Here is a 15,650-nt window from a genome sequence, read left to right as displayed (position 1 = left end):
AGAAATCTAACATGTCTTTTGTATCTGAACTTTGGGCTTTTTTGAGAGTTCGCAAAAAGTTTTGGCTTTTTCCGGTGATACTGGTGCTGGCCCTGTTTGGTGCATTGATTGTCCTGAGCCAGGGATCTGCAGTCGCGCCCTTCATTTACACGCTGTTTTAATCACATGACTTATATACTTGGCGTTTCCGCGCTGTACCACGACAGCGCGGCTGCTCTGATCAACGATGGTGAAATCATCGCTGCAGCGCAGGAAGAGCGTTTCAGCAGGAAAAAACACGACGCGCGGTTCCCTCAGAACGCTGTGCGCTATGTGTTGTCCGAGGCGGGCATCACTCTGGCCGATGTCGAAACCGTTGTTTTTTATGACAAACCGTTTCTCAAATTTGAACGTCTGCTTGAAACCTATCTTGCGACGGCGCCAAAGGGATTCAACTCATTTCGCAAGGCGATGCCTGTCTGGCTGCGCGAAAAACTGTTTCTAAAGGATCTTTTGGTTCGCGAGCTTCGCCAGTTCGAAAAGGGATTTACCGGTGAGCGGCTAATGTTCTCTGAACACCACTTCAGCCACGCGGCCAGTGCGTTTTATCCTTCGCCATTCGATCAGGCCGTGGTCCTGACCTTAGACGGCGTTGGAGAGTGGGCGACGACCACAGTTGCAATGGGGAATGGCAATGACCTGAAGATCGACAAAGAGATTCACTTTCCGCACTCGCTGGGTCTGCTTTACTCTGCCTTCACATACTATACTGGCTTCAAGGTGAATTCCGGCGAGTACAAGGTAATGGGTCTCGCGCCATATGGTGAGCCCAAGTACAAAGATACCATCCTTGATAACCTGATTGATGTGAAAGAGGATGGTTCTTACAAGCTCAATCAATCCTACTTCAATTACACGCACGGCCTGACCATGACAAATCAGGCGTTTTCTGACCTTTTCGGCCAGCCTGTCCGTGAGCCCGAAACCGACGACCTGACGCAGTTTCACATGGATATTGCTGCGTCAGTGCAGGCCGCGACGGAGGAGGTTGTCCTGCGTATGACCCGAGCGTTGGCCAAGGAATATGATTGCCCGAACTTGTGTATGGCCGGTGGTGTTGCGCTCAATTGCGTGGCCAATGGCAAAATTCTGCGTGATGGTGCCTTTAAGGACATCTGGATTCAGCCCGCCGCCGGAGACGCGGGCGGTGCATTGGGTGCGGCACTGGGTGCTTGGCACGACGAGATGAAAATGCCCCGCACCTTGCCTAGTGGTGATGCGATGCAAGGAGCTTATTTGGGGCCGTCTTTCGACGATCAAGAAATCGCTGAACAGCTTGAGCAAGCCGGCGCCCGATTTGAGATTCTTCCCGAAAAGGAAATTATCGCCAGAACTTCTGAAGCCTTGTCACAGGAAAAGGCGGTCGGATGGTTTCAGGGACGTATGGAATTTGGTCCCCGAGCATTGGGTGGACGTTCGATTCTTGGTGATCCTCGCTCGCCTACAATGCAGAAGGTTTTGAATCTAAAAGTGAAATACAGGGAGAGCTTCCGACCTTTCGCACCTTCCGTATTGCGGGAGCACGTGAACGACTGGTTCGAACTTGATTATGATAGCCCCTATATGTTGCTTGTCGCTGATGTGAAAGAAGACATTCGCCAGCAAATGTCAGACGAGGAAAGTCGCCTTTTCGGTATCGAGAAGCTGAATGTGAAACGCTCTGATATTCCGGCGATTACGCACGTGGATTATTCAGCTCGCGTTCAAACTGTGCATAAGGAAACTAACCCCAGATACCATGCGTTGATTGGTGCATTCGCGGAACGAACGGGCTGCCCGGTGGTCGTGAATACGTCATTCAATGTACGGGGCGAGCCGATCGTTTGTACCCCCGAGGACGCGTTCCGTTGTTTCATGGGGACGGGGATCGAGGTTCTGGTCGTTGGCAACGCCTTTCTCCGCAAGGAAGACCAGGACCCCAGCCTTGCCGAAAACTACGAGGAAAAATACGAACTGGATTGATCGTGGATGCACCGATCAATCCAATGCAACGTCGCCTTGTTCAAAAAAGCTGTTAATTGCATCTGCAACCAAGGCGTAACCGGTCTTGGATAAGTGAATTCCGGCATTTGCATAGGCCTCGCGGCCAAGGCTGTTTAACTCGTTCGTAAAATCTAGGTAGGGGATGCCATTTTCCCCGGCTATCTGGGCAACCAAACTTGCAAACTCGGGTGATCTTAAATCTGGATCCCAGAACTGGCTGTTCGGAATGTAAATTATGAGTGGTGTACAACCCGTGTCCAGGCAATGACCTTTGAGAGTTTTGACCGCTAGGTTTACGGACTCGGTCGAACCCTTTTGAGCGTCAAAATACGAAGTCATCAGGGCCCGCACGGCCGGGAAGTTGTAGTGCGATAGCAGTTTTTCCGCACGCCGAAGGTTGCGAGCCAGAAACCCGGTTTCTCTTGGTTTAGCTGCTTTCGAATCGGCAAGAACGCCAGCGCGGGCTAACGTGTAGAATTCATGATGTGCGGACGCTGGCGCAATGGCTTCAGAGCCGTCAAAAAAACCGGACGTATCGGCCTGAGGGCCGAAAAAGATATCGTGGTAAACTTGCGAGGTCTTAATGGGCTTGTTGTCGTTCGCGTAGAAGATCATGACAACGTTGTCCGCATCTATTTTCGGACCGAAAGTCTTAAGCATTGCCGCATAGTGAACAGCTGTCGCGCCTGGAAATGACAGGTTCCGAATGGTGTATCGATCGGCAAGTAGCCCGGCAATTGTGTGTCGCTCCTGCTGGCAAACACCGAAGGCGAATGAATCCCCAATCAGAACAAGCTCACTGTTTTGGGTCTCCCAGATAGAATCCTGGTTGCGAAAGCCGAAACGATCAGTTGTGAGCATTAGCGGCTCGTGCCCTTCGTTACAGACAAAGAGCTTCGCGTTCGCCTCCAGGCCGAGCGGTGCATATCCTAGGTCGCGGCCCAGGTCGCTCAGGTCGCGGGTTTTCTCGATCAGAAGCGGCAATAGAATTCGGTACTTGTACCCGGCCTTTTCGGCGTTAGCGATCAGCTCCCGATCCTGCGTCTGGTATCGTTCGTTCATGATCCGTCGGCCTTCGCCCCCGACAGCATCAACCTGCGCATTGATCGCCCGCATCAAAAGGAAGTCTCCAACCATCGCAACGAGGTAGAGGGCAAAGACTACCACCAACGCGAAAACGATGTTCTTTTTTGCAGCGCATGAAACTTCCATCTCAGTTTGTATAACGGTCGGCTGTGGGCCCGACCAGCGGCGATGTATCATCGGGTATAAGAGGCACTTTTCCGGCCTAACGAAAGGTGAATAATCGCAAGTCTTATCGGCAATTGTTGACGTTTTGCGCACATTGAAACGTCAATCTTTGCTGTTTGTCGCTCTATCTGCTCAAGTGTTCGGGCGAAATTAGCGTGTTCTTCGAGATTACAATTTTGACCTTTCCGCCTAGTATCACTGTCGGCTACGTTTAACCGCATATGTCTGACTTGCTTCATTTGAACGATAACTGACAAGGAAGCGACCCGTTTGAATCCATGAAGATCTTTTCCATCAATCCTGGGCATGACGGCTCGATTGCGGGTGTAAATGCACGCGAGCAGAGCCTTTTGTTTTCCTACGAAGCAGAAAAAGACAGCTTTCCGCGCAATGCACCAGTTAACCCGGATACGCTGATCAATGCGGCCTTGTGGTTCGACCAGCTGCCCGACGTTTTGGCGCTCAGCGGCTGGTCTGCAACAGGGGTAGACCATTCTTCACGTTCTGGTGCCGGGTATTTCGGAGTTGGAGACTCCTCGGAGATCGTCGGAAAGAAGAGGTTTTTTGGTAAGTCTCTGGATTTCTACTCGTCCACACATGAGCGGTCACATATCTGGTCGGCTTATGCAATGTCTCCCTTCGAGCAAGGCGAGCCCTGCTATGCGCTGGTTTGGGAAGGCGCGTTGGGAGATTTTTACGAAATCGACGGTGATTTGAAAATTCACCATCTGGGTCGGGTAATGACCAGCCCCGGTCAGAAGTTTTCGTTTCTCTATGCGCTTGCTGATCCTGAATTTCCGCACTTGAACGGCGCACGCAGAAAAAGCAGCGCAGGCAAATTGATGGCGGCCAGTGCGCTTGGAAAAATCAACGAAACCGACGCTGAGGCGCAGGAACTGATAAGTGCTTTGTTGGGCAGTAACGCTGGGGAAAATCCTTTGGCCAAGGATGATTTCCGATCTTCACCTTTTCACAACATTGGCGTCGGCACACAAAGGTTTCAGGATTTAGCGGCAAAATTTTCGGAGGCCGTGTTTTCGGCATTCTATGAATTCGCCCGAACGAAACTGACCAAGGGATTTCCGTTGCTTATTTCTGGCGGATGCGGGCTGAATTGCGATTGGAACACCCGATGGCGCGACTGTGGGCTTTTCCGCGAAGTGTTTGTTCCACCCTGCACAAACGATTCTGGAAGCGCCATTGGAACAGCCGTGGATGCGATGCGCCATTTCACAGGGCGTGCCAAATTAGATTGGACTGTCTATGCGGGGCCACCATTCTGCGACGATCAGTCCGACATGGAAGATGTCATCGTTAGCGAACTGAATTTGCAGGAGGTCGCATCCGCGCTGAACGATGGAATGATAATTGGTTGGGCCCTTGGGAATTGTGAACTGGGTCCGCGTGCGCTTGGAAACCGATCGATACTTGCCGCTCCGTTCAACACAAAAACGCGCGACAGGCTGAATAGAATGAAAGGCCGCGCCTTTGATGCTCCAATTGCGCCGGTCTGCCTTGAAGAAGACGTGTCGAAGCATTTTGAGTGGTCTGGGCCATCGCCCTACATGCTCCATTTTTCGAAAGTAATAGACCCCAAGCTAAAAGCTGTCACGCATATGGACGGATCGGCGCGTTTGCAGACGGTCCGGCAAGACCAGAACTCGATGTTATACAATTTGCTCAAGGAGTTCAGGGCGGTCTCCGGGGTAGGTGTTCTGTGCAACACATCTTTGAACTTTCAGGGGGCTGGGTTCATTAACAATACCAGTGATCTCTATCACTACGCGCGTTCCGCTGGCCTTGATGGAGTTGTCGCCGGCCTGTCCCTTTACCGGTTTCACTAAACCGAATTCCCTAAGTGAGCTTGCTGCACTGGCAGGGAGGCTGGGGGCGGGCAGCCTTGTGTTGTCAGCAAAGAAAACACACATCAAACATAACTGAGATGACCTGAATAAGATACAGAGCGGGTATGTTCCCACAAGTTCTGAGAACACTTCGTAAGGGTCTGCTGTCTATTGAGGAAATGGTGGGTGATAAGAGATTTGAACTCCTGACATCTTCGATGTGAACGAAGCGCTCTACCACTGAGCTAATCACCCGTATGATCGCCTGATACCCCGACTCTGGTTTTGTCGCAAGGGGGCGTGAGAGGCGAGAATGCCTCGGCGCAAATCACCGTAGCAAAAGATCAAACGCCGGGATGGTCGGGTAGTCACTGCCGGTGAATGTAGAGTTGCCGAGGTTGAGAAAACCGCCGGTTACTTCTACGGCATAGGATGAGAACGCAAAGAGAACGGCTGCTAACTTGCTGCAAAAAACAATTTTCCACTTAACTGATCCACTTTTTGTTTTTGTCGTTAAGGATCAAAATGAAGCCTGGTGACGAGCCAAGCCTTTGATCGGCAGAAGTGGGAAAGTGTATATAGCCACATGCGAACGCAATGGATGCTGCGGCGAGATACAAGTTTCAATGGCGCAGATTAAGTCAAATGCACAAACCCGATAAGGAGCCAAGTGTTTCTTGTTCTCCGGCCTGTCTTTACGCGGTTTCTTTTGGTCACAAGCGATGGCAAAGGCAGCCTAAGAGACTACAAAAAATTGCGCTCTGCAAAAAAACTTCAAAACGCCGCTTGACGATGTCGGGGCAGGACCATAATACACCCAAACGTTCAGTAACGAACGGGCAGCGGGCGGTTGTAGCTCAGATGGTTAGAGTACCGGCCTGTCACGCCGGGGGTCGCGGGTTCGAGCCCCGTCAACCGCGCCACGTTGCCAGCCTTTGATCCGGGCAAATGGATCGGACATAGACCCTAAATGCGCGGTTGTAGCTCAGTTGGTTAGAGTACCGGCCTGTCACGCCGGGGGTCGCGGGTTCGAGCCCCGTCAACCGCGCCATTTCCCAAAACGCCTGATTGTGACATAGCCCTTCGATCTGAAGGGCGTTGGTATGGTATCCGGTGTCAGTAGGTGTCGGCAATAATCCATCAGTTCACACTTTGTTCTAATTTTTCGGTTGGAGACTCAGTGTGGCTCGCTTATTTCTAGATCACTGGTGAATTGGGGGCCACGATGGCTGAGCTAAAGAATATCGAGGTGCGCGGCGCACGCGAACATAACCTCAAAAACATTGATGTAGATATTCCGCGCGATCAGTTGGTCGTGATCACCGGGTTGTCTGGTTCGGGTAAATCGTCATTAGCCTTTGATACCGTCTACGCCGAAGGGCAGCGGCGATATGTAGAAAGCTTATCTGCCTATGCGCGGCAGTTCCTGGACATGATGGAAAAGCCGGATGTCGATCACATTAGCGGCCTTTCTCCCGCGATATCCATCGAGCAAAAGACGACGTCGAAAAATCCGCGTTCCACCGTGGGAACTGTCACCGAGATTTACGATTACCTGCGTCTGCTTTTTGCCCGTGCGGGTACGCCGTACAGCCCGGCAACCGGACTGCCGATCGAGGCACAACAAGTGCAGGATATGGTCGATCGGATTATGACGATGGAGGAGGGTACACGCGGTTACCTTCTTGCCCCCATCGTGCGGGACCGAAAAGGCGAATACAAAAAAGAGTTTCTGGAGCTGCGAAAACAGGGGTTTCAGCGTGTAAAGGTGGATGGGGAGTTCTATGAGTTGGACGAACCACCGACACTGGATAAGAAGTTCCGTCATGATATTGACGTGGTTGTTGACCGGCTCGTGATACGCGAAGGGATGGAAACTCGTCTGGCTGACAGTTTGCGAACCGCGCTTGATCTAGCCGATGGAATTGCGATCCTCGAAACGGCACCACGAGAAGGGGATCCTGAACGTATCACCTTTAGCGAAAATTTTGCCTGTCCTGTCAGCGGGTTCACTATCCCGGAAATTGAACCACGCCTGTTTTCTTTTAACGCGCCTTTCGGAGCCTGCCCGGACTGTGACGGTCTGGGTGTCGAGTTGTTTTTTGATGAACGGTTGGTGGTTCCGGATCAGACGCTGAAACTCTATGACGGAGCTTTGGCGCCGTGGCGCAAGGGCAAGTCACCTTATTTTCTGCAAACTATCGAGGCAATTGCCCGGCATTATGAGTTCGATAAGAACACGCCGTGGAAAGATCTTCCGGCCCATGTTCAGCAGGTGTTCCTGCGCGGGTCTGGAGAAGAAGAAATCCAATTCCGCTATGACGAAGGTGGGCGGGTCTATCAGGTTACGCGCAGCTTTGAGGGCGTGATCCCGAACATGGAGCGCCGCTATCGCGAAACCGACAGCGCCTGGATTCGAGAAGAATTCGAGCGGTACCAAAACAACCGCCCATGTGGCACGTGTAATGGCTATCGGCTGCGGGCCGAAGCGCTGGCCGTCAAGATAGCGGGTCTGCATGTTGGGCAGGTGGTCCAAATGTCGATCCGCGAGGCGCTGGCCTGGATTGAGGACGCGCCGAACCATCTAAGTAAGCAAAAGAATGAAATTGCACGTGCCATTCTCAAGGAAATCCGCGAGCGGCTTGGATTTCTAAATAACGTTGGTTTAGAATATCTTACGCTGTCACGCTCAAGTGGCACCCTGTCGGGTGGCGAAAGCCAGCGTATTCGTCTGGCCAGCCAGATTGGATCGGGTCTGACCGGTGTTCTGTACGTTTTGGACGAACCTTCGATTGGTTTGCACCAACGAGACAATGACCGATTGCTGGATACGCTCAAGAACCTTCGGGATCAGGGCAACACAGTCATCGTCGTTGAGCATGATGAAGAAGCCATCCGCGAAGCGGATTACGTTTTTGACATCGGGCCGGGCGCCGGGGTTCATGGTGGACAGGTGGTCAGCCACGGCACACCCGAACACATTGCGGGGGATGCCGCCTCGATCACGGGGCAGTACTTGGCCGGCACACGGGAAATCGCCGTGCCGGCGGAACGGCGTGACGGTAAAAAGCACAAGGTGACGGTGGTCAAAGCGACCGGAAACAATCTTAAGAACGTGACTGCCGAATTTCCTTTAGGCAAGTTTGTCTGTGTCACTGGTGTGTCGGGTGGCGGGAAATCGACGCTGACGATTGAAACCCTTTTCAAGACAGCGTCGATGCGTTTGAACGGAGCGCGTCAAACACCGGCCCCATGCGAAACCATTAAAGGGCTGGAACATCTGGATAAGGTGATTGATATCGACCAGCGCCCAATTGGACGGACTCCGCGTTCGAATCCAGCGACTTACACGGGGGCTTTCACCCCGATCCGGGACTGGTTCGCGGGCCTGCCCGAAGCCAAAGCGCGAGGATACAAACCTGGGCGGTTCAGCTTCAACGTCAAAGGTGGCCGGTGCGAAGCCTGTCAAGGCGATGGTGTCATCAAAATTGAGATGCACTTTCTTCCCGACGTCTACGTGACCTGTGAGACCTGTAAGGGCGCGAGGTACAACCGCGAAACGCTGGAGATCAAGTTCAAAGGTAAATCTATCGCCGATGTCCTTGATATGACGGTGGAAGACGCGCAAGAGTTCTTTAAGGCCGTGCCATCGATCCGCGACAAGATGGACGCGCTGGCACGTGTTGGGCTTGGATATATCAAGGTCGGACAGCAGGCGACAACCTTGTCGGGTGGCGAGGCGCAACGAGTGAAGCTGTCAAAGGAATTGAGCAAACGCTCAACGGGCCGGACACTCTATATCCTGGATGAACCGACGACTGGCCTGCATTTCGAAGATGTCCGCAAGTTGTTGGAAGTGCTGCATGAATTGGTTGATCAGGGCAATACGGTTGTGGTGATTGAGCATAACCTTGATGTGGTCAAAACAGCGGATTGGATCATTGATATCGGCCCCGAAGGCGGAGATGGCGGCGGCCAGATTGTTTCCGAAGGAACACCTGAGGATGTCGCAAAGTGCAGCCACAGCTATACCGGGCAATACCTCAAACCCATGCTAAAGTCAGAACGTGTAGCCGCCGAATAGGTTGGATCAGTACAGGATGTCGGCCACAGCACCGATGAGGTTGAGAACTTTTCGGGTATCCGGATTCACCCGATAAACATAGTCACCAGCACGAACATAATTACCCCCGCGGTTCAGGCCATAGCGGTAAGGATCGGTGATCCAAGCGTAATCACCGTCGATCCGGTCTCCGACCCGATAGCGTTTTTTGACCTGCCCCGGTGGAACGCAGGGCACTGCCTTCTTCGCCAGCCCCGGGGGGCAATGACCGTTTTTTCCAGAATTCGGTGCGACGCGATAGACTTCGAATGTGTCTTTAGACTTGCCTTTTCCTTTGCCATTCCCAGCCAACGCAGGAACAGATCCGACGGCCAAAGCGGCTATTACGGTAAGGCTCAACATTGATTTCATCGTCACACTCCAACTTCGCTGCTTATAACCAGCGCTACTCTCTGCCACTATTAAGTGGCAGAAAGATGGTTTTACCAGCCTGTGCGCTTGGGTTGTGCGAAATCCCGCCACTGGCGGCCTAGGATCGACCGCGTTTTTCAAACCGGGGCAGCATGGCGCTGAAGTCGCGACCCAATCCGCCTTCCTGTTCGACAAACTGTTCATAGAGCGTCGTAGCGATTTGTCCCATCGGCGTATCAGCATCCGCGCTGTCAGCAGCTTGCTGGCTAAGACGCAGGTCCTTCAGCATCAGTTCCGCAGCGAAACCCGGGGTGTAGTCGTTGTCTGCTGGACTCTCAGGCCCAACGCCAGGCGCAGGGCAATAGGCGTTCATTGTCCAGCTATAGCCGGATGACGTGCTGACAACGTCAAACATCTTCTGCCGGTCCAGACCTAATTTGTCGGCCAGAGCAAAGGCTTCGCAGGTGGCAATCATGGTGACGCCCAAGATCATGTTGTTGCATATCTTCGCAGCCTGGCCAGCGCCGGCTTCGCCGCAATGAACCGCTTTCTGCCCCATAATCTCGAACAGGGGCGCCGCTTTGGCGAATGCCGGGTCCGAGCCGCCAGCCATGAAAGTCAGCGTTCCTGCTGCTGCACCGCCGATCCCGCCAGAAACTGGCGCGTCAACTGCAAGCAAACCGGCGGCACCTGCCTGTTCGGCGACAGCGCGCGCACTATCGACATCTACAGTGGAACAATCGACCAAAGCAGAGCCTGCCTTCATGGCGGGGATGATCTCGTTTGCTACGGCACGTAGAATCTGGCCGTTGGGCAACATGGTGATGACGACGTCAGCTCCGGCGGCGACTTCGGTACTTGAGGAGGCCAATGAAACGCCTTCGACAGCTACGTCGGCCATGTCAAAACCTGTGACCTCGTGCCCGGCACGTGCCAGATTGGCCGCCATCGGTGCACCCATGTTGCCCAGCCCAATGAATCCGATTTTCATCCCTTACTCCTCTGCAAATCTGAGCGCATCCGATCCAAGCGGTTGCAGCATTTTCGAAACGGCTATGGCAGGTACGTTCATGTCAGAAAACTGCCACTGCGGGTTTCGATCCTTGTCGATGATCTGTGCGCGGATGCCTTCCAGAAAATCCCCTTGGTCCATCGCACGATAGGTAAAGCGGTACTCCATTTCCAACGCTTTGCGCAGTGTCAAACTTTGGCCTCGTAGCCTGTGCAGCATTTCAACCGCGCAAGCCATTGATAAAGGTGAATTCCGTTGCATAACAGTCAGATTTTTCAGCGCAAAATCTGTATCGTTATTGCGCAGGTTGTTCAGGATGTCTCTCAACGTTTCGCCGTCAAAGCAAACGTCGATCAGTGTTTGTTGGTCGGCCAGAGGGCTTCCCGGTGGGGTCTGCGCATGCTCTTGTACCAACTCAGCGCGTCCCGATGCCTCAAGCAATTCGATCAGTTCGGGCCATATCTCTTGCGGTACGTAGTGATCGGCGAAACCGGCATAGATTGCGTCGCCCGGTCCCATGCGGTGGCCAGTTGTCCCCAAGTATTCGCCCAGCCGACCGGGTGCCAGTGCCAGCATGAGCGTACCGCCGACGTCCGGAACCAGACCGATCGAGCATTCGGGCATCGAGATTTTCGAGCTTTCTCCGACAATTCGATGGCTGCCATGGCACCCAATGCCGACGCCGCCGCCCATCGTGAACCCTTGCAAGAAGCTGATTACCGGCTTTGGGTATTCGAAGATCAGGGCGTTCACGCGATATTCGTCGCGCCAGAACGTTCGGCCATAGGAGAAATCTCCTTTGGTGCCCGTGTCATAAAGCTCGGCAATATCGCCGCCTGCACAAAATGCTTTGTCACCTTCGGCGTCAAGGATGACCAGATCGATCGCATCGTCCTCGCGCCAGTTACGCAATGCGGTGTCGATGGCCATGCACATGTCGTAGCTGAGCGCATTCAGCGCCTGCGGCCGGGTCAAAGTGATACGTCCCGCGCGACCAGTAGTGCGGATGTAGATGTCTGGCATTGAAACCTCAGTGGTTGGACAGCATCTGGCGCGCGACGATCACGCGCATGATCTCGTTCGTGCCTTCCAGTATCTGATGCACACGCAGATCGCGCACAAGCTTTTCGATACCGTAGTCCGCCAGATACCCGTATCCACCGTGCAATTGAAGGCATTGATCAACCACTTTCGATCCGGTCTCGGTTACAAATTTCTTGGCCATGGCGCAGAACTTGGTCGCATCAGGCGCACCCTGATCCAGTTTCCACGCAGCTTGCCGCAGGAAGGTGCGAGCGGCCTGCATCTCGATCTCCATATCCGCCAGACGAAATTGTAGCGCCTGAAACTGGTCGATGGACTGGCCAAATGCTTTGCGCTCGGACATATATTGCAGTGTCATATCCAAACCGGCCTGTGCAGCACCAAGTGAGCACGAGGCGATGTTCAACCGCCCGCCGTCCAGGCCCTTCATCGCGTATTTGAAACCGTCTCCTTCGGTTCCAACCAGATTCCCGGACGGAATTTTGCAATCGTCGAATTGGACCTGTGCAGTCGGCTGGCTTTTCCAGCCCATTTTTTGTTCCAGCGCGCCAAAACTCAGACCCGGCGTACCGTCTTCTACATAAACGGTTGAAATGCCTTTGGGTCCGTCCTCACCTGTGCGCACCATGCAAACATAGGCGTCTGAATAACCACCGCCCGAGATGAATGCTTTTGTGCCATTCAGGGTAAAACCCTCGTTTGTGCGTTCTGCGCGGGTCTTGAGCGCGGCCGCATCCGATCCGGAACCGGGCTCGGTCAGGCAATAGCTGAGGACGGTGTTCAGGCTCAGGACGTCAGGCATGATGCGGGACTTCAGATCGTCGCTGGCAAAGCTGTCCAACATCTTTGCGCACATGTTGTGGATTGACAGGAAGGCCGCAACCGAGGGGCAGGCCATGGACAGCGCCTCGAACACCAAAGTCGCGTCGAGCCGCGTCAGGTCCGATCCGCCGGCTTCTTCTGACACATAGAGACCGCCGAACCCAAGCTCTCCTATCTGGGGCCAGAGAGTTTTGGGGATGGTTCCGTCGGTTTCCCATTGGCGTGCGTGCGGGGCAATGTTGTCCTGCCCAAACGCGTAAGCCATGTCGAAAATAGCTGTCTGTTCCTCGGTCAGCGCAAAATCCATGGCGGGCCTTCTTTTGTTATCTGCAGAATTGAACAAGCGTTTTATTATTCAATCCTTACAGAAATTTTGCAGCGTGAGCAAACGTTGTGGGCAGGGCTCAGCTTATGAAAACCCGGTGGTCGGACAGGTGCTGGCTTCAATTTTTTTCTGGGAAACAGTGTCTTTGCCGTATTGGGGCCGCCGAAGGAACGCTTGCCTATAAGTCTGCGTGGAATTCCTCAATCAGATGGCGGACCACCGCCTTACCTGGATCTTGGCCTTGCGCCGTCGCTTCGGCGTAGACGCGGCGCTGACGCGTTGCCGAAGTACCGTTTTCAGCGATCTGGCGCAGGCGTGCCAGTTCGGTCATGGTGCCAAGTGCCTCGGTATCTTCGGCAAGCATTCCCATCAGTTCGCCGATCAGTTCGGCCATCGGTTTGATCGACCGATCTCCGAAATCGATCAAGCCTTCGCCCACGCCGTATCGCTGTGCGCGCCAGCGATTTTCTCCTATCAGGAACCTGTCATATTGGCGCCAGCGCAGGTTGCGATCCTTCAGGCGGCACAGCATCCGCGTCAGTGCTTGGACCAGCGCAGCGAGGGATAATGTGTGTTCCAACCGAGGTTGCACATCCATGATACGGGTTTCCAGCGTCGGGAAGCTGTGGGAAGGGCGCAGGTCCCACCAGATTTTTGAGGTATCCTCAATCACACCCAGTTCCACCAACACCCCGGTGGTGCGCTCGTACTCACTCCAGCTACTGAATACCGGGGGCAGGCCTGTACGGGGCAGGTTGTCGAAAACGGTCAGGCGGTAGGACGACAATCCCGTATCTTCGCCTTTCCAAAAGGGCGATGACGTCGATAACGCCAGAAGATGCGGCAGAAAATAGGAAAGCTGCGGCATCAGATCGGCGCGCAAGGCTTGATCCTCAACTCCGACATGCACGTGCATGCCGCAGATCAGCATTCGACGTGCCACACCGCCAAGGGCATGTTGCAGCGCGTCATAGCGTTCCTTGCGCGTGTGATGCTGATCCTTCCAGTTGGCAGAAGGATGGCAAGACACGGCGATCGGGGCGAGGTTGTAATCGGCCGCGCGTTTGGACACGCAAGAGCGCAGACGCTTGAGATCTTCTCGGGCAGACTTAACAGTTGTATGCGGACGAGTTCCAACTTCGATTTGGCATTGCAGGAATTCGGGGCTGACCTGACCCTGAAAATCGTTTTGGCAGGCCTCCATCAACGCTTCGGGTGCTTCGGATAACTGCAGGCTGTCACGATCAACCAGCAGATATTCCTCTTCAATTCCCAGCGTGAATTCCTGCTGCATGGCGCACCCCTCGGTTCAAGTTCAATCAGTGAATACGGAAATTTACAGTTTGCCAAGGGTTTGGCGCGCTGCGGCTTGCAGAGGCCCTGCAAGCAACGGTAAGGAACAGGCGCAACGGAAAGTGGAGCCGCCGCCGTGAAACCCAGAAAATTCCCTCAGATCAATGCTGCCCTTGATGAGCTTGGGGTGAAGCTGGTTGACAAAGTCATCGAGCAGGAAGAACGCGCGCGCCTTGAAGCGTTTGAACGGGCAGGGGGGCTGAACCGCCCGGCGTATGCCATGTCACCGGGAATGGAAGATTTCGATATCGCGCAACTGACCGAGGAATACGCTCAGCACACGGCGGCGCTGGACGCGCTGAAAAACCCGTCCCGAAATCAGACCGGCTATCGGATCGGCAACGGCTATTACGACAGCCCGGATGCCGATGCTCTATACCTAATGATCCGCAGGTTTCAGCCAAAGCGTGTGATCGAGGTCGGGTGTGGGAACTCTACCCGTGTCACCCGTCAGGCGATCATCGATGGCGGGATGGATACAACCATCACTGCAATTGACCCTTATCCACGTGCAGATATCGCCCATGTTGTTGATCAGTTCGAGCAGAAACGGCTGGAAGAAGTCGACCCGGTGTTATTCGAACAACTAGAGGCCGGAGACGTCTTGTTCATTGATTCCAGCCATGTGGTCCGTATGAGCAATGATGTCGCACATCTGTTCTGCCGCATCATTCCTGCGCTGAAACCGGGTGTGGTCATCCATGTGCACGATGTTTTTCTGCCCTATGAGTACCCCAAGCGCTTTTTTTATGACTGCCCGGGTTGGGGTGAGCAGTATATGTTGCACGCGTTGTTGCAATCTGGCGCATATTCAATGCTTTGGCCGGGATATTACCTACAGCAGGCCCGCCCGGATGCAGTTGAGGCCTTGCCCTTTCTGAAGGACGGTCGCGCGCAGAGTATCTGGATCCAGCTGAAAGAAAATTGATCTCATAGTGATCCGGCCCGGTGAAAGGCCCGTAACCCTCTCCATAACAAGCTGGAGAGGAGAAGACAGCCATGTTCCGTCGTACATTCCTGGGTGCAGCCGCCGCAATGGCACTGGCCCTGCCGGTCAAAGCGCAAGCCGCCGACATTGTAGACACTGCAGTTTCCGCCGGGTCATTCAACACACTGGTTGCCGCCGTTCAGGCCGCAGGTTTGGTGGATACACTGAAAGGGGACGGCCCTTTTACCGTTTTTGCGCCTACGGACGAAGCGTTTGCGGCGCTTCCAGATGGAACGGTTGAAACTCTGCTCCTGCCGGAGAACAAGGATCAACTGGTGTCGATACTGACCTACCACGTGGTTCCGGCCAAGGTCATGTCTGGTGACATTGCAGGTAAGCGCGCCAAAGTTCTGACTGTCCAGGGCGACCGGCTGAGCGTCAACGCCAAAAATGGCGTCAAAGTGAATGAAGCCGAGGTTATCCAGGCCGATATTGTTGCGAGCAACGGTGTTATCCACGTGGTCGACGCTGTAATCCTGCCAGAATAAACTGACCCTTCCGCAAAGAAAAAGCCC

Annotated in this window: 12 protein-coding genes and 3 tRNA genes; 8 read left to right on the top strand and 7 right to left on the bottom strand. The window is 53.9% G+C overall.

Annotation, left to right across the window (positions count from 1 at the left end; translation table 11 throughout):
• Positions 1–11 precede the first annotated feature (11 nt).
• Together AC2TCY_RS04135 and AC2TCY_RS04130 are read left to right on the top strand one after the other, a co-directional pair.
• Positions 12–161, top strand: a complete 150-nt coding sequence (locus AC2TCY_RS04135; protein ID WP_480845677.1) for a DUF5989 family protein — start codon at positions 12–14, stop codon at positions 159–161.
• Positions 162–165: 4 nt separating this feature from the next.
• Entirely contained in the window at positions 166–2,001 is a 1,836-nt protein-coding gene (locus AC2TCY_RS04130; RefSeq protein ID WP_480845676.1) for a carbamoyltransferase family protein, read from the top strand.
• Between the two features lie 15 nt (positions 2,002–2,016).
• Here the strand turns inward: AC2TCY_RS04130 and AC2TCY_RS04125 are convergent, their stop codons facing one another.
• Positions 2,017–3,006, bottom strand: coding sequence for an SGNH/GDSL hydrolase family protein (locus AC2TCY_RS04125; RefSeq protein WP_480845675.1), 990 nt, complete (start codon positions 3,004–3,006; stop codon positions 2,017–2,019).
• A 545-nt stretch (positions 3,007–3,551) separates the two neighbouring features.
• Here AC2TCY_RS04125 and AC2TCY_RS04120 point away from each other — a divergent pair.
• Positions 3,552–5,117, top strand: a complete 1,566-nt coding sequence (locus AC2TCY_RS04120; protein WP_480845673.1) for a carbamoyltransferase C-terminal domain-containing protein — start codon at positions 3,552–3,554, stop codon at positions 5,115–5,117.
• 180 nt (positions 5,118–5,297) lie between these two features.
• Here the strand turns inward: AC2TCY_RS04120 and AC2TCY_RS04115 are convergent.
• A tRNA-Val gene (locus AC2TCY_RS04115) sits at positions 5,298–5,372 on the bottom strand.
• Positions 5,373–5,963: 591 nt separating this feature from the next.
• Here AC2TCY_RS04115 and AC2TCY_RS04110 point away from each other — a divergent pair.
• The 3 genes from AC2TCY_RS04110 to uvrA all read left to right on the top strand — a co-directional run bounded on the left by AC2TCY_RS04110 (position 5,964) and on the right by uvrA (position 9,201).
• Positions 5,964–6,040 (top strand) — tRNA-Asp (locus AC2TCY_RS04110).
• A 51-nt stretch (positions 6,041–6,091) separates the two neighbouring features.
• Positions 6,092–6,168 (top strand) — tRNA-Asp (locus AC2TCY_RS04105).
• A 174-nt stretch (positions 6,169–6,342) separates the two neighbouring features.
• Positions 6,343–9,201, top strand: a complete 2,859-nt coding sequence (gene uvrA / locus AC2TCY_RS04100) for an excinuclease ABC subunit UvrA (protein ID WP_480845672.1) — start codon at positions 6,343–6,345, stop codon at positions 9,199–9,201.
• Positions 9,202–9,207: 6 nt separating this feature from the next.
• Here uvrA and AC2TCY_RS04095 read toward each other — a convergent pair whose 3' ends face one another.
• The 5 genes from AC2TCY_RS04095 to AC2TCY_RS04075 all read right to left on the bottom strand — a co-directional run bounded on the left by AC2TCY_RS04095 (position 9,208) and on the right by AC2TCY_RS04075 (position 14,088).
• Entirely contained in the window at positions 9,208–9,591 is a 384-nt protein-coding gene (locus tag AC2TCY_RS04095) for a hypothetical protein (RefSeq protein WP_480845671.1), read from the bottom strand.
• Between the two features lie 118 nt (positions 9,592–9,709).
• Positions 9,710–10,582 carry a 3-hydroxyisobutyrate dehydrogenase gene (gene mmsB / locus AC2TCY_RS04090; protein ID WP_480845669.1) on the bottom strand — a complete coding sequence of 291 codons (873 nt, stop codon included), beginning with the start codon at positions 10,580–10,582 and terminating at the stop codon, positions 9,710–9,712.
• Between the two features lie 3 nt (positions 10,583–10,585).
• A complete protein-coding gene (locus AC2TCY_RS04085) occupies positions 10,586–11,626 on the bottom strand; it encodes an enoyl-CoA hydratase/isomerase family protein (RefSeq protein ID WP_480845668.1) in 1,041 nt (346 codons plus the stop codon).
• A gap of 7 nt (positions 11,627–11,633) precedes the next feature.
• The gene (locus AC2TCY_RS04080) at positions 11,634–12,776 is read right to left on the bottom strand and encodes an acyl-CoA dehydrogenase family protein (protein WP_480845667.1); all 1,143 of its coding nucleotides are present in this window, start codon (positions 12,774–12,776) and stop codon (positions 11,634–11,636) included.
• A gap of 196 nt (positions 12,777–12,972) precedes the next feature.
• Positions 12,973–14,088, bottom strand: coding sequence for a carboxylate-amine ligase (locus AC2TCY_RS04075; protein ID WP_480845666.1), 1,116 nt, complete (start codon positions 14,086–14,088; stop codon positions 12,973–12,975).
• Positions 14,089–14,223: 135 nt separating this feature from the next.
• On the opposite strand from AC2TCY_RS04075, the gene AC2TCY_RS04070 reads away from it, so the two are divergent.
• Positions 14,224–15,075, top strand: a complete 852-nt coding sequence (locus AC2TCY_RS04070) for a class I SAM-dependent methyltransferase (protein WP_480845664.1) — start codon at positions 14,224–14,226, stop codon at positions 15,073–15,075.
• 71 nt (positions 15,076–15,146) lie between these two features.
• Positions 15,147–15,623 carry a fasciclin domain-containing protein gene (locus tag AC2TCY_RS04065; RefSeq protein ID WP_480845663.1) on the top strand — a complete coding sequence of 159 codons (477 nt, stop codon included), beginning with the start codon at positions 15,147–15,149 and terminating at the stop codon, positions 15,621–15,623.
• Positions 15,624–15,650: the final 27 nt, after the last annotated feature.

The organism is Ruegeria sp. HKCCD7181, from assembly GCF_057221055.1.
This window is presented reverse-complemented; position numbering and strand designations above follow the sequence as displayed.

Excerpts from the sequence above, each read along its gene's own strand:
- AC2TCY_RS04130 (WP_480845676.1), top strand. The coding sequence starts at position 166 with ATGACTTATATACTTGGCGTTTCCGCGCTGTACCACGACAGCGCGGCT.
- AC2TCY_RS04080 (WP_480845667.1), bottom strand. The coding sequence starts at position 12,776 with ATGGATTTTGCGCTGACCGAGGAACAGACAGCTATTTTCGACATGGCT.
- AC2TCY_RS04095 (WP_480845671.1), bottom strand. The coding sequence starts at position 9,591 with ATGAAATCAATGTTGAGCCTTACCGTAATAGCCGCTTTGGCCGTCGGA.
- AC2TCY_RS04120 (WP_480845673.1), top strand. The coding sequence starts at position 3,552 with ATGAAGATCTTTTCCATCAATCCTGGGCATGACGGCTCGATTGCGGGT.
- mmsB (WP_480845669.1), bottom strand. The coding sequence starts at position 10,582 with ATGAAAATCGGATTCATTGGGCTGGGCAACATGGGTGCACCGATGGCG.
- AC2TCY_RS04065 (WP_480845663.1), top strand. The coding sequence starts at position 15,147 with ATGTTCCGTCGTACATTCCTGGGTGCAGCCGCCGCAATGGCACTGGCC.
- uvrA (WP_480845672.1), top strand. The coding sequence starts at position 6,343 with ATGGCTGAGCTAAAGAATATCGAGGTGCGCGGCGCACGCGAACATAAC.
- AC2TCY_RS04135 (WP_480845677.1), top strand. The coding sequence starts at position 12 with ATGTCTTTTGTATCTGAACTTTGGGCTTTTTTGAGAGTTCGCAAAAAG.
- AC2TCY_RS04075 (WP_480845666.1), bottom strand. The coding sequence starts at position 14,088 with ATGCAGCAGGAATTCACGCTGGGAATTGAAGAGGAATATCTGCTGGTT.
- AC2TCY_RS04085 (WP_480845668.1), bottom strand. The coding sequence starts at position 11,626 with ATGCCAGACATCTACATCCGCACTACTGGTCGCGCGGGACGTATCACT.